Source organism: Candidatus Enterococcus myersii (assembly GCF_017316025.1).
Classification (GTDB): Bacteria; Bacillota; Bacilli; order Lactobacillales; family Enterococcaceae; genus Enterococcus_C; species Enterococcus_C montenegrensis.
This window is the reverse complement of sequence record NZ_JAFLVT010000005.1, coordinates 23079-42977: the sequence shown is the minus strand read 5'-3', so window position 1 is coordinate 42977 and position 19899 is coordinate 23079. Positions and strand designations below refer to the sequence as shown.

The window sequence follows — 19899 nt, the reverse complement described above, 5'->3', positions numbered from 1 at the left end:
AGAATTTTTAGTTCTTTTTGTTTAACGAAGGAATTGATACAACTGGGTAGTTCAATTATTTATTTTCAATTAATTTAAAACTTGACCAAGGTTTTAAGAAATTCAGCAAGAAAAGTTCATCATCACTGATGCGCCCGACAACGTTCACCCGGCCGTCATTTTTCATCTCTTTTAATGCAATTTGCGTTTCGCCTTTATACTGTCCGTAACCAACATTATCGATCAAAACATCGCCCCGCGTCATATCATGTGTATTATGAGCTGGAAATGGTTTGTCTTTGTAATACACCCGCGTCATCGTTGAACGCAAGATGTATTCTGAACGATCGCCACGATAACTGTGCAAATTATCAAACAAACAAATACGTTCGTCTGCTGTTATGTCCTTAGCAGGGTCGACTTTTAAGCTAGGATATTCAGAAAAGAAAGCTTCAGACATTGCTTTTAACTCTGCTTCTGAGGCATAGGCATTTCCTACAGAGATATCGTCAATCAGCCCTGTCAACATGAAGTGCTTAACTTGGGTAGCTATCTCTAAATCACGGTGATCTTCTAGAGTACATAGACCATCTTGGGTTGGCCACGGTCCAAAAGTCGCCTCATGAGAGTTCACAAATGCCATCGTATTTAAATTATATTTACGGAATTTTTTCGAACAAAAGACAAAGTGATCATAACTCAAGCCAGAATAACGATGAGGATAAAAATTATGAGAACCTAATAAGTTATTGGTGTTAGGAGAATAGCTCATAATATTATCGACATAATTTGTTCCTTGACTCATATTAATTTCAATTTTAATACCATAAGGATTTCGCGTCATTTTGGCTTCTTCTGCCCCAGTAAAACCAAGATCTAAACGAACGCCATAGGCTCCCATTTCATCAAAAAAAGAAAGATCATCATATGAAATACCTAATTGTTCAAAAAGGCCTGGATTAATATCTACCATGACTTCCATTTCCAAACTGTTAGCATAATCAACTACTTTTTTAAACCCAGCTAAAACTTTTTCTTTATCGCCATCAATTTCTAAAAGACTAGTAAAGACCCGTTTAAACCCATATTTATGAGCCAAATCTAAATATGTCTTGTCCTTTTCAAATGTTGAACGTTCTGGATAAACTGAAATACCTAATTTTCCCATTACTAATTTCCTCCTTGAGGTTTACATTTTTGAATGCTCTTACATTATAACAAAAACGCTCCAATTGGTCTACACCTTTCCCTTTGCAATTCACTATTTAAAAGCCAACCACGACTGGTCAAACATTTTTTTATTTGTTATTCTTTAACTATCATAGATAAAAGGAGCTACACACATGATTAAAAAACGTATTTTAGGGACAGCAGTTTTATTTTCTGCGCTGCTCGTCATTGCAGGTTGTACAAATAACAGTCCAACCTCTTCTAGTTCCAGTTCAGATAAGACTAGTGAAACTTCTGAAAAAGTTGATGTTAATAAATTGGACTTACCTCAACTAGACGCTAAAGTCAAAGATAACGAAGACCTCGTTGAGCTGCAAACAGATAAAGGAAATATCAAAATCAAATTGTTTCCAGAGATCGCACCAAAAGCGGTAGAAAATTTCATGACGCATGCTAAAAAAGGTTATTATGACGGCTTAACTTTCCATCGTGTGATTAATGATTTCATGATTCAAGGTGGTGATCCTAAAGGCGACGGCACTGGCGGTGAAAGTATTTGGGGTAAAGGTTTTGGAGCAGAACCTTCTAATCAGCTGTATCATATTCGCGGGGCACTAGCGATGGCCCAATCCCAACAACCTAATAGCATTGGCAGTCAGTTTTATATCGTCCAAAATAAAGACGATATGAGTGATGGTCTTTTAAAAGATTGGATTCCAAATAAAATTATCGATGCTTATAAAAAAGGCGGTTACCCTTCTTTAGATGGTAGTTACACTGTATTTGGTCAAGTTATTGAAGGGATGGACGTGGTTGATAAAATTGCCGCAGTAAAAACTGACAGTAATGACAAACCCGAATCCCCGGTAAAAATCAAAACAATTAAAATCTTACAAGAAGCTAAAACAAAATAGAAAAAAAGGATGTGACATAAATTTTTGTCACATCCTTTTTCTTAATGAAAAGTTATTCTTTTTTTATTTTGCACCTACAATAAACGTGAAGACACATTCGGCAACTTTTTTACCCGCTACTGTCGCTTTTGCATCGGCAGTCCCGACGTTTCCTTTCATTTTTGTAATTGCAAAACGCAATTGTAAGGTACTACCTGGTCGAACTAAATCGTAAAAATGAGCTGCATTAATCCCGCCAATATAAGCTGTTTGGCCCAAAAATTCTGGAGATTTTAAAATTAAAATTGAACCTGCTTGCGCCAAAGTTTCTAACACTAAAGTTCCTGGCATGTGGGGATTATCTGGCTGGCTTTGGCAAAAATCTTCGTTATAGGTGACTTGTTTTTCCGCTATAATTTCTTTACCAGCTAAAAGCGAGGTAACTTTATCAATATATAAAATTGGGAACCGATTTGGGATCAGCTCTTTAACGTTTGCAACGGTCAATGTTTGGCTCATAAGAACCCTCCTTGTTTTTTTGCTGATAATAAAATAGATGACAAAACAATCTATTTTGATTATCAAAGTATCATATCTCTAATTTTCTTGCAAATTTATAATCTGTAAGAAAAAAATAGTTTGACAATCAAACAATTTTATCTAATAATAAGAAATCATACGGAGCAAAAAAATGAAATTATTTATTTTGATTATTCAAGGAGTGTAAACATGAGTTTATTAGCTGGAAAAAAAGTTGTCGTTATGGGCGTCGCCAATAAGCGCTCAATCGCCTGGGGCTGTGCCAAAGCATTAAGTGATCAAGGTGCAGAAGTTATTTATACTTACCAAAACGACCGCATGGCCAAACAATTAGAAAAATTAGTTGGCACTGAAGCATTCAAAGTAGAATGCGATGTTGCCAGTGATGAAAGTATTGAAGAATGTTTTGCAAAAATCGGGAATTATGCCGGTGAAATCCACGGCGTTGTCCACGCTGTCGCTTATGCCAATAAAGAAGATTTATCTGGTAGCGTAGTCGATATTTCACGAGAGGGTTACGCATTAGCACAAGATATCAGCTCGTATTCATTACTTGCAGTTACCCGCTATGCAAAAAATATTTTAGCTCAAAACAGTGGGATTGTAACTATGAGCTACTTGGGTTCCCAACGAGCAGTACCAAATTATAATATGATGGGAATTGCTAAGGCCGCCTTAGAAGCTGCCGTTCGTTACTTAGCTGCCGAATTATCTCCTGAAGGCATTCGGGTAAACGGAATTTCTGCTGGTGCCATTAAGACTTTAGCTGTAACAGGGGTTAAAGACTATCAAAAATTAATTCAATTATCTGAAGAAAGAACACCAGACAATGTTGGGGTGACCATTGAAGAAGTCGGTAATACCTGCGCCTTTTTAATCAGCCCGGCTTCTAGTGGGATTATTGGAGAAGTTATTTTTGTCGATAAGGGCGTTCATTTATCTTAGAACACCAACTTTTATAAAAGACCGTTGTTTTGAGGCGATTTAAAGTTAGCTTTTCGCTAGACTTTAAAAGACGCTTTATTGCAACGGTTTTTTTTAACAGCAATTTCTAAGGTAAATCAAAATATCGTTATATGAAGTATTCCCCTTATCTGGCAATCACGTTTTACCAAAGTCAAAAATAATATACGTAAATTAACTTTTATTACATTTATCCCTTATTTCTTTTAACTGAATGTGTCGTCGTTTTTAGTAACAACTGATTTTGTTATTATACAAAAAAATCGTTTACATCCTTTCGTATTTTCGCTATGCTGACTTTAATTGGTTAAAATATTTGCTGGAGGAAATTGTATGTCGTATCAAGAAATGCTCTTTAGCTTTTTAGGTGGTCTGGGAATTTTCCTATTTGGGATTAAATATATGGGAGATGGTCTGCAAAAAGCCGCCGGTGACAGGCTGCGAGAAGTTTTAAATAAATTCACTTCAACACCTTTACGGGCTGTTTTAGCGGGTATTATTGTCACAGGACTAATTCAAAGTAGCTCTGGCACGACCGTTTTAACAGTCGGGCTAGTTAGCGCTGGGTTTATGACGTTGCGCCAAGCAATTGGGGTCATTATGGGAGCCAATGTTGGAACGACGGTAACCGCCTTTATAATTGGGTTTAATTTAAGTGCCTACGCCCTGCCTATCATTGGGATTGGTGCCATTCTTTTATTTTTTACCAAACGAAAATTGTTTCAAAATATCGGTCAAATTTTATTTGGTTTTGGTTGTTTATTTTTTGGCCTTAAATTAATGGGCACCAGTATGGAACCATTAAAAGACTTACCCCAATTTAACGACTTGATGATTGGTGTTTCTCATCATCCTATTTTAGGTGTTGGGATTGGAACGCTTTTAACAATGGTTTTACAGAGTTCTAGTGCCACCATTGGAATTTTGCAACAACTTTATGCCCAAAACAGCTTAGCTTTGGGGGCTGCACTCCCAATTTTATTTGGCGATAATATCGGGACTACGATTACCGCAGTTATTGCTGCGTTAGGCGCTAGTATTGCTGCCAAGCGAACTGCCGGAGCCCACGTAGTCTTCAATCTGGTGGGAGCAGTGATATTCACCTTACTGCTAACCCCTTTTACGCACGTAGTTATTATGATGACAGATGTTTTAAATTTGAATCCTAGCATGCAAATCGCCTTTGCCCACGGACTTTTTAATATTTCAAACTTAGCCATTCAATTTTGGTTTATCCCTCAAATTGAAATGTTAGTCAAAAAAATTATTCCTGGTACCGATAAATCTTTGGATATTCGTGCCGTAGAATTAAACGAAGACTTTTTATATACCTCACCAAGCATTGCACTACGTCAAGCTTCAAACGAAGTTATTCAAATGGGGAACTATGCACTTCGGGCACTTTCTGCCACTAAGGATTTCTACATTAAACCAACAGACGACAAAAAAGATGATGTTTTACAATATGAGGAGGCCATCAATCAATTTGACGTTGAATTAACTGACTACTTGGCTAAAACTGCCACCGTAGAACTTTCACAAACAGAAAGCCAAGAACAAGCAATGCTGCTAGAATTTACCAAAGACTTCGAGCGGATCGGGGACCACTGTAAAAATATCATCGGTTTTATTGAAGAAGCTTGTCAATTGGAACAAAAGCAGCGGAATAAGGAAAAACGCAATGGCAACGGTATGAAAACTACGCGCACCACACTCATTTTATATGATGAAGATTTAATTTCATTGTTTGATAAAGTTTTAAAAAATATTCGCGATGCACTTTTCGTTTTGGAGACTGACGACCACAACCTTGCAACTAAAATTCTTTCACGGGAAAAAGAAGTAAATGAGTTAGTTGACCTATTGCGGAAAAAATATTTCCGTTTAATGAGTAAAGGCGATGGCCGGGCTGCTGATAGTGTTTTGTTTATTGATATCAGTTCAAACCTAGAACGAAGCAGTGACCGTACGTTGCATATTGCCAAATATATTTTGGGGAATGTATACGGCTTTAAAGCTCCCGCGTCTTATTTGCAACAAACAGACGATGTCTAAAGAACGCTTTTGGAATAACCAAGCCAAACAATTAAAAAAATAGAAAACTGCCAGCAAATTGGCAGTTTTTTTATGCTCTTTTTGTTAAGATAAATAGTGCAGAAGATTTATTAGAATCGGAACAACGGATTTTAAGGGAGGATTTTGATGTTACACATTGCAGCACAAACAACCGACTCTACCAGTTCAGGTATTACAGAGCCAGCAGTCCGACAATTGAATGCTTTTCAACGTTGGTGGGGAACTATCAATTGGGAGAATGTCACCGGATTGCTCATTTCAAAAGGACTAATGATTATCTTTTTGATCATTTTATTTAGCGTCTTATTGCGTCTTTGTGATTTTTTAGTAGAACGCAGCTATCAATCCTATCAAAAAAGACAAAAATTCAGCGAAAGCCGGATGAATACATTGAATACTTTAATCCGCAATGTCATTCATTACACATTAGGCTTTTTCTTCATCTATTCCCTACTTTCTACTCTTGGTGTTCCTGTTGGCTCACTACTAGCTGGGGCAGGAATTGCCGGTTTAGCTATTGGTCTTGGGGCACAGGGCTTCATGAATGATATTATTACCGGTTTTTTCATCATCATGGAACAGCAAATTGATGTAGGCGACTATATTATTTTAAGTAATTTAGCTATTGAAGGAACGGTTACTTCTGTCGGCATTCGCACGTTAGAACTACGCTCGGCTAATGGGACTGTTCACTTTATTCCCAACCGTAATATTACTACCATCAGTAATAATTCCCGCTCTAATATGCAAGTCATTGTCGATGTTCGAATTGACCCCAACGAAGGCTTAGATAAAATCAAAACTGCTATAAAACGTGCCAATGATCAAATTGCAAAAACCTATCAAGAAGAAATTCAAACCGAACCCACTATTTTCGGCTTGGTTGATTTAGGCAATAGTAATTATGCGATTCGCACTACTTTTTATGTCTTAAATGGCCAACAGTTCAAAATAAAAGAAGATCTGTTAACAGCCGCCATTAATGAATTAAATGCAGCTGACCTATCCATTCCAGCAACACCAATTTTACCTGCAGCAAAATAAGTTTCAATTTAATCGATTCTAACTACGTTTTTAAAACAAATAACCCGTCAACAATGCCTAATCAGACATTGTTGACGGGTCATTTTTAACTTTCCGTCTTTAAATGACAAAGAGTTTATCTTTCTTTTTTTCTGTCTTATCCACCAATTCATATCGCTTTTCTAGTTCATGAACCAAATGATTCGTAGCTTTTAAAACTTCTTTGCGGGTAATAATTCCCACAAAAATGCGTTCACTGTTTACAATTGGTAAAAAAGCATTATTCACTAAGAGATGTAAAATATCTTCTAGATCAGCATCTTCTCTGGCATAATCTACGCCAATTTCCATCACGTCTGCCACCGTTAACCCTGCTAGATTATCGGTATCAATTCTTCTTAAATCAATCATTTTTCCGACTATATCATTTAAGCCGATTAAACCGACAAAGCGATCATCTTTATCTAAAACCGGAATTTTTGAATAGCCGACTTTTGATAAAACTAACAATGCGTGATCTAACGGATTGGAATACATTAAAGATGCAACGTTTTCTGCTGGTACTAAAAAATTATCTTGATTTTCTAACAAAAGTTCTTGGACAGTGGTTCCTATCAAATTGATTGCCTCCATTTCCACCCAACATACAACCTTATTGTACAAAAAATTGTAAGGGGAAACATCTTGTCTTACGCGCCTTATGAAAATCTTACAGATTACTTTTTAAAGTGGAAATGCAAATCACTAACGGCTGCATGGGCGCGGTCGTAATATTGCACTTCCCAACTATCAGCTGAACTTTCGATAATCGCATAGCTTTGAATTTGAATGGGACCTCTTGGTTGTGAGATACTGCCCGGATTCAAATACAAACATCCCTTAACTGCTTCGCAACCAATTTGATGCGTATGACCAAAAAGGCAAATATCAGCATTTTCGGCTTTAGCCTCTAAAGAAATCTGGGTTAAGCCAAAGCGAACATTAGATAAATGTCCGTGGGTCATATAAATCGTGTCTAGGGGTGTCTTCATAACTAAATGGGACTTAAAACCAGGATCAAAATCACAGTTGCCTGTCACGACATTGTAAGTTTGAAACAATTCATCATTACTTGGTAACTCTGAATCCCCACAATGAAAGAAATAATCCACTTCATCACGGCGACGCTGCAAAATATCAACTAAAATTTCACGATCCCCGTGATTATCACTGACTACTAAATATTTCATATTGCGCTCCTCTTGTTTGTTTTGAAAAACTTTAAAAAGATTTTTTATCCTTCTAACCATGTCTGCCAACTCTTTTGCAGTTTTTTCAGTGCTTGCCCACGATGACTAATCGCATTTTTTTCAGCAGCACTTAATTCGGCAGCTGTCTTTTTCATCCCTTGAGGAATAAATAGCGGGTCATAACCAAAGCCATGATCGCCTCTTGGAATTCGACCAATTTTCCCTGGCCAGTCAGCCGAAACGACAAGACTTTCTTTTTTAGGGGCAGCAAAAACCAACGTGCAGTGAAAATGCGCATTTCTATCTTCATCGGGAACATTGGTTAATTCATGTAACAATTTAGCATTGTTGGCTGCATCACTTTTCATTTCACCGGCAAAACGAGCTGAATAGACACCTGGCATACCATTTAAGGAGTCGACTGCTAAGCCAGAATCATCTGCTAGCACAGGGCGATTTAATAATTGCGCAATTGTTTCAGCCTTTAATCGCGCATTTTCTTCAAAAGTGTGCCCGGTTTCTTCTACTTCAGGAATTTCCGGGTAGTCTAATAATGTTTTAACTTGATAGTCGCTAAAAAGGGCTTCAAATTCCTTTGCTTTACCGGGATTTTTAGTGGCAATTACAATTGATTTGGCATCGTCTTTTGCAAGGACATTTTCAAGTTCAGCGTTTCCTAATAGCGCTTCTTTTTGAAAGGCAACCAAATCATGAATTGCCTGTTTTGCATAAACTAGCATTTCATTTAATTCTTCACCGTTAAAAGTACTTTCTTCACCGGTTCCTTGTAGCTCGACAAATTGCCCACTTTCTGTCATCACAACATTCATATCAACACAAGCTTTAAAATCTTCACTATAATCCAAGTCCGTTACACAAGTGCCATCGGCTAAAATGCCCACGCTAATTGCAGCTAAATGTTCTTTAATCGGATCTTCCGTTAGTTCATTTTTTTGAAGCAGCTTATTTACTGCTAGACGTAAAGCAACAAAGGCACCCGTAATACTTGTGGTTCTAGTGCCGCCATCGGCTTGTAAAACGTCACAGTCAACGATAATACTCCGTTCTCCCAACTTTTCTAAATCCACGACCGCACGTAACGAACGGGCAATGAGACGTTGAATTTCCATCGTTCGACCAGAAAGTTTGCCTTTGGCACTTTCACGGCGATTGCGAGTTTGGGTCGCGCGAGGCAACATACTATATTCCGCATTTACCCAACCTTTGCCAGTACCTTTTAAAAAAGGTGGCACTCGCTCTTCAATTGTGGCAGAACATACAACTTGTGTATCACCAAATGAAATCATCACTGAGCCTTCTGGATGTTTAAATACATTGGTTTTAATTGTTACGGGGCGAATTTGTTGTACCCCACGTCCGTCATGTCTCATTTTATTAATCCCTTTCTAAATCTACATGTTTTGATTTTACCGAAATATTGTCTAACCATTCATTGGCAATCTCATCAAACATTTTAGTTGAACCCGTCGTATAAAATTCATAGTTTGGCGTTTTATTGTCAATGCTATTGGCAATTTCAAAATAATCTAACAAAACACTAACTTCTCCTACTGTTTCCGCACCAGAGTCAATTAAATGCACCTGACTGCCCACCACGTTTTGAATAATCGGCCGCAATAAAGGATAATGTGTACAGCCTAAAATTAAAGTATCCATCCCGCTATATTGCAAAGGTAATAATGTTTCAGCGACCACTTTTTTTGCTACTGGTGATAAAAATTGATTACTTTCCACCAAGGAGACAAATTTGGGACAAGCTAAACTATATACTTTAACATTTGGCATTTTGCTTTGAATTGCCTTTTGATAAGAAGCGCTTTTAATGGTTCCTTCTGTTCCGATCACAGCAACCTGATGATTTTGGGTAGTTTTCACAGCCGCCCTAGTTCCCGGTAGAATAACACCGACTACTGGAATAGCGACCTCTTGGCGAATAACATCTAAAGCAACCGCAGTAGCGGTGTTACAAGCAATTACGAGTAATTTGATATTTTTTTGAACCAAAAATTGTGTCATCTGTCTTGTAAATTCAATTACCTGGTCAGCGGGCCTTGGACCATAAGGACAACGCGCGGTGTCACCAAGATAAATCAAGTTTTCATTTGGTAATTGTTTTAATGCTTCTTTTAAAACGGTCAATCCGCCCACACCGGAATCAATTAGACCGATTGCGTGCTTATTTCCCATACTCTTCATCCTTTGATGTTTGAAATAAGCAAGATATTTCAAACTGGTTTATTTCATTCCAATGTCTCTATTTTCGCTTTTTTTAAGTTTTTTTTCAAGTCCTGTCTCTTTGCCCGCCAAAAAGCCATTTAAGTTTTCTAAAAATAGCAGCAACTTATTTTGCGCCAAAAAATCCAGTCTTCTTTTCTTAAGCGTTAAAGTTCACTTAAGAAAAAAAGACTGGCAATGAAGACTTAATAATTATATTGTCTTGTTTCCAAATATTTTGAAACAAGGGACAATGCGTAACAGACGATAAAATATGCAATTGTCATCGCCAAGAACATTGGTAAAACATAATTTTCATTTTGACCGTAAATAATCTTAGCATTATGTGTCAGCTCAGGTAATGAAATAATTACGGCCAAGGAAGTATCTTTAATCAAAGAAATTAACTGACTAACAATTGCAGGGATCATTGATTTGAACGCCTGAGGAATAACAATCGACCGCATTGTCTCAACATAGGTTAGACCGGTGGATAGCCCTGCTTCCATCTGACCTTTTGGAACTGCATTTAACCCCGCCCGAAAAACCTCTGACAGCATCGCAGATTCAAAAATAGTCAATGCCACCACAGCTGACCAGAAAATATCAAAGCGGATACCAATTTGCGGCAAAGCAAAATACGTGAAGAAAATAATGAGTAACAACGGTAAATTTCGAATAACATCAATCACTATCCCCAAAATTTTGGATAAAAATGGGATATTACTAAAACGAATCACGCCGATAAAGCCACCAACAATAAAGCTAAAAATAATCGATAACACCGAAACTTCAACCGTTACTCGTAACCCATCCATTAAAAAACGCATATTAACAAATGAAAATGCATCAAAAAAGTTCATTTAATCCGCTCCTTTCTAGCCTGTTATGGCCCATTTTTTCTCTAAGTGATTCATTAAGTATGAAAGTGGCAATGTTAAAACCAAATAAAATAGTGCAACAATGATATACGTATCAAAAGTATTAAACGTCGTGCTGGCAATCAAGTCCCCTTGATACATCAAATCAAGACCAGCTACCATTGCCAAAACAGAAGAGTTTTTCACTAAATTAATAAACTGATTGCCTAATGGCGGCACTACGATTTTGAAAGCTTGTGGTAACACAATGTAGCGCATCGTTTGACTATAAGTTAGGCCTTGTGAAAGTCCCGCTTCTGTCTGTCCGCTTGGCACCGTTTGAATACCAGAACGTACCGTTTCGGCAATAAAAGCTGATGTATAAATAATCAAACCAATCGTTCCGGCTTGAAATCCATCAATTTGCACCCAATATAGCGGAACTACGACAAAGAAAAACATCGCAATAATCAATAATGGAATATTCCGGAAAAACTCAACATAAGCCTGTGCCAAAAATTTTATCACGCGGTTGCTGGACAATTGTAAAATTGCCATTAACGTACCGATAATCAGGCTAAAGAAAAGGGCAATTATACTGGAATAAATTGTAAATTTGAACCCTTCAAAAAACATACCGCTGTATTCTTGAAATAATGTCAGCATAACTGGCCTCCTTTATTTTACTTTCCCAGTGTTGTCATTTGGGAACCACTTGCTATAAATTTCATCATACGTGCCATCTTGATGCATTTCATCTAGTGCTTTATTTACTTCTTTTAAAAAGTTGTCTTGACCTTTATTAATGGCAATACCATATGGTTCTTCTGTAAATGTACTACCCGTTAATTTATAGTTTTTATTTTCAGAGGCCATCCCCAACAAGATAGCATTATCAGTCGTCATGGCATCGCCTTGTCCTGACTGCAAAGCAGTGAAAGCTTCGGCATAATTTTCCAACTCCAAAATTTTAGCATCTGGAGCATGTTGCCGAATATTCACGGCAGAGGTGGAACCTTTAACTGCTAGTACTGTATCATCACCAGTTAAACTATCCACTCCGGTAATTTTACTATCTTTTGGTACCAGTAAAGATTGGCCAGCATCAAAATAGACTTGGGAAAAATTCACTTGTTTTTTACGTTCTTCTGTAATCGTCATAGTAGCAATAATCGCATCGATATTTCCGTTTTTTAACAAGGGAATCCGAGTTTTAGAAGTTACTTCCACAAAAATTGCATTGCCGTCCCGTCCAAGAATTTTTTCTGTGATAGCTCTGGCAATATCAATATCAAACCCCTTTACTTCATTGGTCGTGACATCCATCATACCAAACAGACGGGTATCGTATTTTACGCCCCAAATAATCTGGTTGTTTTCTTTACTAACTTTTGAAATATCTTGGTCTGCAACGCTCTTTCCACAACCACTTAATATAAGCAGTACTGCTGCAAGCCCAAACACAAATGAAAAGATTTTTTTCATTAACTTTCCTCCGATCCTTACGATTGCAAAACAAACAAAACCAAAACAATATTAATGATTGATAACTTTACTGATAAATTGTTTTGCTCGGTCCGTTTTCGGATTATTAAAGAAGTTCTCAACGTCGCGACTTTCTTCAACCACTTCACCATCAGCCATGAAGACGACCCGGTCAGCCACTTCTTTGGCAAAGCCCATTTCATGGGTAACTACAATCATGGACATTCCATCTTTGGCGATTTTTTTCATGACATTTAGCACATCACCAATCATTTCTGGATCCAATGCTGAGGTTGGTTCATCAAACAAAAGCATTTGTGGCTGCATTGCAAGACCACGGGCAATAGCAACACGTTGTTGTTGTCCGCCAGATAACATTGACGGATAAGAATCCTTTTTATCTAACATTCCGACACGATCTAACAAGCGTTCTGCAAGGGCGATGGCATCTTGTTCATTTTGTTTCAAAACTTTAATGGGGGCTAATGTAATATTTTCTAACACTGTCTTGTTGGGATATAAATTAAAGTGTTGAAAAACCATCCCGATGTTTTTTCTGATTTCTGTCAGTTTACTATTTTTGCTGTAAAGATCGTGGTCATTTATCAATAAATGACCAGAAGAAATACGTTCTAAACCGTTGATACAGCGCAGCATCGTACTTTTTCCTGAACCAGAAGGTCCGATAACCACGACTACTTCACCTTTTTCGAAATTTAAATTAATATTTTTTAGCGCATGGAATTTACCGTAGTATTTTTCCACGTTTTGAAATTCGATCATAGACATTGGCGTCACTCCTGTTTTAAGTTTAAAATCTATTGATGTTTTAGTTTAAGTAGTATTATAAGCAAATTAAAAAACGTTTGTAAAGTTTTTTCGCAAAAAAAATTAGAATTGACTAACTTTTCTGACAATAACAACGGAGAATTTTGAGAACTTTTCTGACATAGGGATGTAAGTTGTATGCGTTTTCCAATTCTAAAAAACTACTTTTCAGCTATTTTCTTATTTTCCCAGTTTTACTTTTCAATTTCCAGTTATTTGCCTTTTTGGCAGTTGCCGGAAAGTTTAAAAAAAGGTACACTGACATATGTGAGAATAGAATTTAGAAAAAGGTGACAACTCTTGAAAAATACCATTTTAACAGGGGATCGCCCCACTGGCAGATTACACTTAGGCCATTATGTCGGTTCATTAAAAAAACGCGTGGAAATGCAAGCAGATCCCAACAACGAACTTTATATCATGATTGCAGATATGCAGGCTTTAACGGATAATGCCAAAAATCCAGAAAAAGTTTCTTCCAATGTTTTGGAAGTGGCCTTGGATTATTTGGCCGTAGGTTTAGATCCAAGTAAGACAACCCTTTTTATCCAATCGCAAATTCCGCAATTAGCAGAACTAACCATGTACTTTTTGAATCTCGTTTCTGTTGGACGGGTCCGTCGTAACCCAACAGTCAAAAGTGAAATCGAGCAAAAGAATTTCGGCGAAGGTGTACCAACAGGATTTTTCATTTATCCAGTTTCCCAAGCAGCCGATATTACAGCTTTCAAAGCCAACCTTGTTCCTGTTGGCGAGGACCAAAAACCAATGTTAGAACAAACACAAGAAATTGTTCATAGCTTTAACAATATCTACAAACCTGTTTTAGTTGAACCAAAAGCTGTTTTACCGCCAAAAGGAATGGGACGACTACCAGGGATTGACGGCAATGGCAAAATGAGTAAATCCTTAGGTAACGGAATTTATATCGCAGATTCTGCCGATGTAATCAAAAAGAAAGTTATGAGTATGTACACAGATCCCAATCACATCCATGTGGAAGACCCTGGCCAAGTTGAAGGCAATATGGTTTTCACCTATTTAGATGTTTTTGGCACCGATAAAGAATATATTGCAAAATTAAAAGATAACTATCGTCGCGGCGGTTTGGGCGATGTCAAAATCAAACGTTATTTGATCGATGTTTTAGAAGCAGAGTTTGCGCCAATCCGAACCAAACGGGAAGAATTAGCAAAAGACCCTGCTGCTATTATGGAAATTTTGCAAAAAGGCTCCCAACAAGCAGAAATGGTTGCTGCCCAAACATTAGCGCAAGTCAAAGAAGCAATGGGCATTGCTTATTTCAGCTAAAATACTTTTTGTCGACTGTGTTATAAAAAACATCTAAAATTCCTACATGGTTAAATTGTTTTACAAAAGATTATCCATGTCTAGCTTTGCAAAAGCACTTTACTTACAATAAATAAATATTAAACATTTGCGACGCAATGTTTAATATTTCGTTCTTATTGTTCAAAAGTTAAGTACCTTTGCAAAGCCTTTTTTATTTTTTTGCCTTGTAGACGCATAAATTTCTCAGCAAAAAGTACAGATTTTAATTTTCCCTTTGAACTTTTCTGCTTTCAAATTTAGATCGTATCACTTTTATTTCACCAATTTTTTCTAAGTCAAATCAGTTGTCAAATGCCCGAAGTGGGGCTAAATTTAATATGTATGGCAAAGATAATGAGGTGATAAAAATGAAGGATAAAGAATATCCTTTACACGAACGATTGATCATTGGTGTTTTTTTAGCCGCCGCAGCTGGTGGTTTAGATGCCTATACTTACCTTTTTCACGGTGAAGTTTTTGCCGGTCTACAAACAGGGAATTTCATTTTATTAGGTTTAAATCTAGGTCACGGTAATTTTGGAGCATTGCTTCGGTTTATTGTGCCGATTAGTGCTTTTTTTATCGGTAGTGTTGCCACACGTTTTTTGCAACACCACTTAAAAGATGAAACCAGTTTACGCAGTCGGCAAAAATTAGTCTTAATTATTGAAATTATTTTAATGCTCCTTACTGCTTTTTTATCTCCTTATATTTCTGATAAACTGGCTAGTGCATTACTTTCTTTTGCTGCGGCTGCGCAGTTACAAGAATTCCGTAAACTTCATGCTGGACCTTTTACCTCTTTGATGATGACGGGAAATTTACGTACCTTAGGGGAAACATCTTGGGATGCCTTTATTCATCACGATGAAAAAGCTAAAGCCAAATTCAATGATACTGCTATTGTTATTTTAAGTTTTGTTACTAGCGCTACTTTAAATAGCCTTTTAGGCAATCGCTTAGGCACAGCTACAATTATCGTGTCAGCAGTTGTCCTAGTAATCCCACTGTTTATCCTCCACACTAAAGAGAATTAAAAAATACGCGGCTCTCATCGGACAAACTAATGAGAGCCGCGTATTTTTTATTCATAATCCTAAACTTTTCCAACCGATAATTAACGAATTTCCGCTGCTAATTCTTCCGTCAAGTTTTTCGTTACTTTTTCCATCGCCTTATTAATTTCCTCATCTGTCAAGGTTGCTTCTGGATTGACAAATGTTAAACTATAGGCCAATGATTTAGAACCTGCTTTGATGTTTGTGCCTTGGTATACATCAAACAACGTAACTTTATTTAAAAACTTGCCAGCAGCAGCTTTAATTGCCGCCACAACGTCTTGATTGGCAACCTCTTCACTTACTACCATGGCGATATCGCGACTTACTGCCGGAAATTTAGAAACTGCTTGATACACAAGTGGTGTCTTTTCAGCAGCTAATAGCGCAGCTAAGTTCAACTCTGCTACAAAAGTTGCCCCAATATCATAGGCTTTGGCAATTGTCGGATGAACTTGACCAACAAAACCAATCTTATCATCGCCTAAATAAATTTCAGCAGTTTGGCCAGGATGCATTTCTTTCATAGCCGACGTTTTCACGTAAGAAATATCTTTGGCACCTAAAGTTATTAGGAGCATTTCAACAATACCTTTTGCTAAAAAGAAATCAACTTTTTTTCCAGCTTGCTGCCAATCTTTGGTTTGCCATAAGCCAGCTAACGCAAAAGCAACATGATTTTCTTCTAGCGGCAAGTTTTTTAAAGGATCCCTGTCTTGATAAAAGACACGACCAATTTCATAAAGGGCGATCTGCTCGTTTTTACGGGCCATGTTGTAGGCAACATCGTCTAGTAAGCCGCTGATTAAGTTCATGCGTAAAACTGCCCGATCTTCTGTCATTGGCCAATCCAAACGAGTAATGTTACTTTCACGCATCATAAATTGACGAGATTTTTCTTCTGTTGTCAAAGCATAACTAATTGCTTCGGTTACACCTGCACCTTCTAAAGCACTACGCACTTCTCGTGTTTTTAGTTGTTCTTTGGTTAATGCACCTGCAACAGTCTCACCACTTGGTAAGGTACTTGGAATTTTATCATAGCCGTAAATACGGGCAACTTCTTCAATGATATCTGCTTCAATGTGGATATCCCAACGTCGCGGTGGAATTGTCACTGAAAATTCTTCATCACTTTCTGTGTATGAAAATTGTAACGCGTTAAAAACTGCACCTACTTCTGATACACTTAAATTCGTTCCCAACGAACGATTAATTTTAGCCAAAGTAATCTTTACTTCTTCGTCTTTTACTGCGACTGTTGACCCAACTACAGCATCTTTTAAAACAGTTCCGCCAGCAAGTTTAGCAATCATAGCAGCAGCTACTTCACAGGCTTCGTTAATATCACCTTTATTAATGCCTTTTTCAAAACGGGCAGAAGATTCACTGCGCAAATTGAATTGTTTTGATGTTAAACGAATTGACAATGGATCAAATAGTGCCGCTTCTAATGCTACGGTGGTTGTTTGCTCTGTAATTTCAGAATCTAAGCCACCCATGACACCAGCTAAAGCTACCGGTTTTACCCCATTTGTAATCACGATGTTTTCTGGCGTTAATTTTCGCTCTTCACCATCTAAGGTCACAAGCGTTTCTTCTTCATTGGCACGACGAACTAAAATCTCTTGACTATCTAATTTCCCATAGTCAAAGGCATGTAACGGTTGACCAAATAAAAGCAAAATGTAATTGGTAATGTCCACAACGTTATTAATTGGACGAATACCTTCATTCATTAAACGATTTTGCAACCATTGTGGTGATGGCGCAATCTTCACATTTTCTATAATCCGAATTTGATAAGCCGGTGCATCTTTTTCATCTGTCACCACGACTTTAATTTTGTCACGAGCAGCTGTACTTTCTTCAATCAATTCTTCATTTTCAAAGTGCGGTTTTTGATTATAAATAGCCCCCACTTCATAGGCAACACCTCTGATAGATAAGGCATCGGCACGATTTGGTGTGATGGATAATTCGATGATGCTGTCATCTAAATCCAAATAAGGAAAAACAGACTCGCCCACAACTGCAGCTTGTGGTAAATAATAAATACCGTCAGCAAATTCTTTTGGTACGACATTTTCAGAAATACCTAGTTCTTGTAAAGAACAAATCATACCATTTGAAACTTCACCGCGCATTTTTCCTTTTTTAATTTTCACATTGCCGGCAATCCGTGCTCCTGGCAGTGCCACAATAACCTTAATACCTTCTTTGACATTAGGTGCACCACAAACAATTTGAGACAATTCTTCTTCACCAATATCCACTTGGCAAATAGACAAATGATCAGAGTTAGGATGCGGAACACACTTTTCTACTTTCCCTACGACAATTTTCTTTAACCCTGCTGCAGGGACTTCAATACCTTCTACTTCAATGCCGGTTACAGACATTTTATCTCCTAATTCTTTGGGAGAAATTTGAGTAAGGTCTAAATATTCATTTAACCATTTATAAGAAACTAACATAAATTTTTACTCTCCTTTGAATTGACTTAAAAAGCGCAAGTCATTTTGATAGAAGTTCCGAATATCATTCACACCGTAACGCAACATTGCGACACGATCTGGGCCAATCCCAAATGCAAACCCAGCATATTCTTCTGGATCAATTCCAGACATTTTTAAGACGTCAGGATGCACCATACCCGCTCCTAGAATTTCGATCCAACCTGTGTATTTGCAGACATTGCAACCTGCACCACCACATTTAAAACAACTAACATCGACTTCAACAGAAGGTTCCGTGAAAGGAAAATAACTTGGGCGTAAACGAATTTTACGATCTTCTCCAAACATTTTTTGCATCATTACTTCCAAAGTACCTTTTAAATCTCCCATCGTTACATGTTTATCGACAACTAAGCCTTCAATTTGATGGAATTGATGGCTATGCGTGGCATCATCGGTATCCCGACGGAAAACTTTTCCTGGTGAAATCATGCGTAGTGGTCCTTTAGAAAAATCGTGTTTTTCCATCGTCCGCGCTTGTACTGGCGAAGTGTGGGTTCTGATTAAAATATCTTCTGAAATATAAAACGTGTCTTGCATATCTCTGGCTGGATGATCCTTTGGTAAATTCATCCGTTCAAAGTTATAATGGTCACTTTCAACTTCATAACCTTCTACAACTTGGTAGCCCATGCCAACAAAGATATCTTCAATCTCTTCCATAATTTGTGTTAACACATGACGATTTCCTTTTTGAACTTGTTGTCCTGGTAACGTTACATCAATGCTTTCTTTCGCTAAAGCAGCGGTTAGTGCAGCTTCTTCTAATACTTGTTTTCTTTCTTCAAGTGCGCGTGTTAACTCATCGCGAATTTCATTGGCAAAACTTCCGACTTTAGGACGTTCTTCTGCCGATAAATCTTTCATTCCCCGCAAAACTTCTGTAATTGGGCCTTTTTTTCCAAGTGTTTCCACTCGAATTTGATTTAACGCCTGTAAATCATTGACGTTGTCAATTTTTTCCATGGTTTCATTTTTCAATGATTCCAATTTGGCTTGTAAAGACATACTTGTTCCTCCTTAATTAAAAAAGTTCAACTTTACCCCATTCATTCCTTGGAATTTAAAATGCGGTAGCTGGACTTTTGGCTTTAACGATAAAAAAAGACCTCATTCCCTAAAGGAACGAGGTCTCGCGATACCATCCTAATTCGTCAAAATATGACGCACTTAATTTTAATAACGATTGCTAGACAACCGGCCTGGCTTTCACCAAGCAAGCTAGGAAGTGAATTTCATTTTTCGATTGCGGCCCCTGCTTTCAGTCTATGACAGGACTCCCTTTTTCCGAATCAGCCAAATTACTTGTTTCCATCATTGCTTTTTATCCAATTGTATTTAGTGTACAAAACTTTTGGCTGAAAATCAACTGCATTCTGCAGCATCGATCCATTTGTTGCCCCAATCTTTGACTGCAATCAAACTGGTTTCTAAATCATGGCCTTTTGCTGTTAATTGATATAAATTATCTTCTTTGGCGACAATTCCCTCAGCATCTAACTCCCGCAAACGTTCAACCAATACGCGATCACTTACTTCGGGAATTTTATTTGCCAAATCAACAAAACGTTGGGCCCCATCTTCTAATAAAACATCGAGAATCAAACCGTTCCATTTTTTTCCCAAAATCGAAAAAGCTTTTTCAAATTTTGGACACAAACAAAATTCTGTTTCTACAACTTGTTCCACTTTCGGTCACCTCTTTTGAC

19 protein-coding genes and 1 other annotated feature are annotated in these 19899 nt (G+C 37.5%); of the genes, 6 read left to right on the top strand and 13 right to left on the bottom strand.

Annotation, left to right across the window (positions count from 1 at the left end; translation table 11 throughout):
- Positions 1–55: 55 nt before the first annotated feature.
- Positions 56–1147 (bottom strand): DUF871 domain-containing protein, encoded by a 1092-nt coding sequence (locus JZO76_RS03055; protein WP_206902710.1) that lies wholly within the window; start codon positions 1145–1147, stop codon positions 56–58.
- A gap of 175 nt (positions 1148–1322) precedes the next feature.
- Here JZO76_RS03055 and JZO76_RS03050 point away from each other — a divergent pair, with 175 nt between their 5' ends.
- A complete protein-coding gene (locus JZO76_RS03050) occupies positions 1323–2063 on the top strand; it encodes a peptidylprolyl isomerase (protein WP_206902709.1) in 741 nt (246 codons plus the stop codon).
- A gap of 63 nt (positions 2064–2126) precedes the next feature.
- On the opposite strand, the gene JZO76_RS03045 is transcribed toward JZO76_RS03050, so the two are convergent.
- Positions 2127–2561 carry a 3-hydroxyacyl-ACP dehydratase FabZ family protein gene (locus JZO76_RS03045; protein WP_206902708.1) on the bottom strand — a complete coding sequence of 145 codons (435 nt, stop codon included), beginning with the start codon at positions 2559–2561 and terminating at the stop codon, positions 2127–2129.
- Between the two features lie 210 nt (positions 2562–2771).
- On the opposite strand from JZO76_RS03045, the gene fabI reads away from it, so the two are divergent.
- The 3 genes from fabI (at position 2772) to JZO76_RS03030 (ending at position 6665) form a co-directional block, all read left to right on the top strand.
- Complete coding sequence (gene fabI, locus JZO76_RS03040; protein ID WP_206902707.1) at positions 2772–3527, top strand: enoyl-ACP reductase FabI; 756 nt, start codon at positions 2772–2774, stop codon at positions 3525–3527.
- A 351-nt stretch (positions 3528–3878) separates the two neighbouring features.
- Positions 3879–5600, top strand: a complete 1722-nt coding sequence (locus tag JZO76_RS03035) for a Na/Pi cotransporter family protein (RefSeq protein ID WP_206902706.1) — start codon at positions 3879–3881, stop codon at positions 5598–5600.
- Positions 5601–5747: 147 nt separating this feature from the next.
- Positions 5748–6665, top strand: coding sequence for a mechanosensitive ion channel family protein (locus tag JZO76_RS03030; protein WP_206902705.1), 918 nt, complete (start codon positions 5748–5750; stop codon positions 6663–6665).
- Positions 6666–6764: 99 nt separating this feature from the next.
- Here JZO76_RS03030 and cbpB read toward each other — a convergent pair whose 3' ends face one another.
- The 8 genes from cbpB to JZO76_RS02990 all read right to left on the bottom strand — a co-directional run bounded on the left by cbpB (position 6765) and on the right by JZO76_RS02990 (position 13242).
- Positions 6765–7262, bottom strand: a complete 498-nt coding sequence (cbpB, locus tag JZO76_RS03025; protein ID WP_206902704.1) for a cyclic-di-AMP-binding protein CbpB — start codon at positions 7260–7262, stop codon at positions 6765–6767.
- 98 nt (positions 7263–7360) lie between these two features.
- Positions 7361–7873: a metallophosphoesterase gene (locus tag JZO76_RS03020; protein WP_206902703.1), complete on the bottom strand. Its 513-nt coding sequence runs from the start codon at positions 7871–7873 to the stop codon at positions 7361–7363.
- 44 nt (positions 7874–7917) lie between these two features.
- Positions 7918–9264 carry a ribonuclease PH gene (gene rph, locus JZO76_RS03015; RefSeq protein ID WP_206902702.1) on the bottom strand — a complete coding sequence of 449 codons (1347 nt, stop codon included), beginning with the start codon at positions 9262–9264 and terminating at the stop codon, positions 7918–7920.
- A gap of 4 nt (positions 9265–9268) precedes the next feature.
- Entirely contained in the window at positions 9269–10081 is an 813-nt protein-coding gene (racE, locus tag JZO76_RS03010) for a glutamate racemase (RefSeq protein ID WP_206902701.1), read from the bottom strand.
- A 233-nt stretch (positions 10082–10314) separates the two neighbouring features.
- On the bottom strand, positions 10315–10971 hold the full coding sequence (locus JZO76_RS03005; RefSeq protein ID WP_206902700.1) for an amino acid ABC transporter permease: 657 nt from the start codon (positions 10969–10971) through the stop codon (positions 10315–10317).
- Positions 10972–10986: 15 nt separating this feature from the next.
- Positions 10987–11634, bottom strand: a complete 648-nt coding sequence (locus tag JZO76_RS03000) for an amino acid ABC transporter permease (protein ID WP_206902699.1) — start codon at positions 11632–11634, stop codon at positions 10987–10989.
- 12 nt (positions 11635–11646) lie between these two features.
- Positions 11647–12453: a transporter substrate-binding domain-containing protein gene (locus JZO76_RS02995; RefSeq protein ID WP_206902698.1), complete on the bottom strand. Its 807-nt coding sequence runs from the start codon at positions 12451–12453 to the stop codon at positions 11647–11649.
- A 51-nt stretch (positions 12454–12504) separates the two neighbouring features.
- Positions 12505–13242, bottom strand: coding sequence for an amino acid ABC transporter ATP-binding protein (locus JZO76_RS02990; RefSeq protein WP_277988633.1), 738 nt, complete (start codon positions 13240–13242; stop codon positions 12505–12507).
- A gap of 339 nt (positions 13243–13581) precedes the next feature.
- Between JZO76_RS02990 and trpS the strand changes: the two genes are divergently transcribed.
- Both trpS and JZO76_RS02980 read left to right on the top strand, forming a co-directional pair.
- A complete protein-coding gene (trpS, locus tag JZO76_RS02985) occupies positions 13582–14592 on the top strand; it encodes a tryptophan--tRNA ligase (RefSeq protein WP_206902697.1) in 1011 nt (336 codons plus the stop codon).
- Between the two features lie 389 nt (positions 14593–14981).
- Positions 14982–15650: a YoaK family protein gene (locus JZO76_RS02980; protein WP_206902696.1), complete on the top strand. Its 669-nt coding sequence runs from the start codon at positions 14982–14984 to the stop codon at positions 15648–15650.
- Positions 15651–15730: 80 nt separating this feature from the next.
- Here JZO76_RS02980 and pheT read toward each other — a convergent pair whose 3' ends face one another.
- The 3 genes from pheT to JZO76_RS02965 all read right to left on the bottom strand — a co-directional run bounded on the left by pheT (position 15731) and on the right by JZO76_RS02965 (position 19879).
- On the bottom strand, positions 15731–18148 hold the full coding sequence (gene pheT / locus JZO76_RS02975) for a phenylalanine--tRNA ligase subunit beta (RefSeq protein ID WP_206902695.1): 2418 nt from the start codon (positions 18146–18148) through the stop codon (positions 15731–15733).
- Positions 18149–18154: 6 nt separating this feature from the next.
- Complete coding sequence (gene pheS, locus JZO76_RS02970; RefSeq protein WP_206902694.1) at positions 18155–19198, bottom strand: phenylalanine--tRNA ligase subunit alpha; 1044 nt, start codon at positions 19196–19198, stop codon at positions 18155–18157.
- Positions 19199–19308: 110 nt separating this feature from the next.
- Positions 19309–19517: a binding site (T-box leader), on the bottom strand.
- Positions 19518–19555: 38 nt separating this feature from the next.
- Positions 19556–19879 carry a winged helix-turn-helix transcriptional regulator gene (locus JZO76_RS02965; RefSeq protein ID WP_206902693.1) on the bottom strand — a complete coding sequence of 108 codons (324 nt, stop codon included), beginning with the start codon at positions 19877–19879 and terminating at the stop codon, positions 19556–19558.
- Positions 19880–19899 lie beyond the last annotated feature (20 nt).

What these genes read in the sequence shown, in the direction of transcription:
- JZO76_RS02990 (WP_277988633.1), bottom strand. Translation starts at nt 13,242, where the DNA reads ATGTCTATGATCGAATTTCAAAACGTGGAAAAATACTACGGTAAATTC.
- JZO76_RS03050 (WP_206902709.1), top strand. Translation starts at nt 1,323, where the DNA reads ATGATTAAAAAACGTATTTTAGGGACAGCAGTTTTATTTTCTGCGCTG.
- rph (WP_206902702.1), bottom strand. Translation starts at nt 9,264, where the DNA reads ATGAGACATGACGGACGTGGGGTACAACAAATTCGCCCCGTAACAATT.
- JZO76_RS02980 (WP_206902696.1), top strand. Translation starts at nt 14,982, where the DNA reads ATGAAGGATAAAGAATATCCTTTACACGAACGATTGATCATTGGTGTT.
- pheT (WP_206902695.1), bottom strand. Translation starts at nt 18,148, where the DNA reads ATGTTAGTTTCTTATAAATGGTTAAATGAATATTTAGACCTTACTCAA.
- JZO76_RS03020 (WP_206902703.1), bottom strand. Translation starts at nt 7,873, where the DNA reads ATGAAATATTTAGTAGTCAGTGATAATCACGGGGATCGTGAAATTTTA.
- JZO76_RS03030 (WP_206902705.1), top strand. Translation starts at nt 5,748, where the DNA reads ATGTTACACATTGCAGCACAAACAACCGACTCTACCAGTTCAGGTATT.
- fabI (WP_206902707.1), top strand. Translation starts at nt 2,772, where the DNA reads ATGAGTTTATTAGCTGGAAAAAAAGTTGTCGTTATGGGCGTCGCCAAT.
- JZO76_RS03055 (WP_206902710.1), bottom strand. Translation starts at nt 1,147, where the DNA reads ATGGGAAAATTAGGTATTTCAGTTTATCCAGAACGTTCAACATTTGAA.
- JZO76_RS03005 (WP_206902700.1), bottom strand. Translation starts at nt 10,971, where the DNA reads ATGAACTTTTTTGATGCATTTTCATTTGTTAATATGCGTTTTTTAATG.
- JZO76_RS02995 (WP_206902698.1), bottom strand. Translation starts at nt 12,453, where the DNA reads ATGAAAAAAATCTTTTCATTTGTGTTTGGGCTTGCAGCAGTACTGCTT.
- JZO76_RS03045 (WP_206902708.1), bottom strand. Translation starts at nt 2,561, where the DNA reads ATGAGCCAAACATTGACCGTTGCAAACGTTAAAGAGCTGATCCCAAAT.
- JZO76_RS03035 (WP_206902706.1), top strand. Translation starts at nt 3,879, where the DNA reads ATGTCGTATCAAGAAATGCTCTTTAGCTTTTTAGGTGGTCTGGGAATT.
- racE (WP_206902701.1), bottom strand. Translation starts at nt 10,081, where the DNA reads ATGGGAAATAAGCACGCAATCGGTCTAATTGATTCCGGTGTGGGCGGA.
- pheS (WP_206902694.1), bottom strand. Translation starts at nt 19,198, where the DNA reads ATGTCTTTACAAGCCAAATTGGAATCATTGAAAAATGAAACCATGGAA.
- JZO76_RS03000 (WP_206902699.1), bottom strand. Translation starts at nt 11,634, where the DNA reads ATGCTGACATTATTTCAAGAATACAGCGGTATGTTTTTTGAAGGGTTC.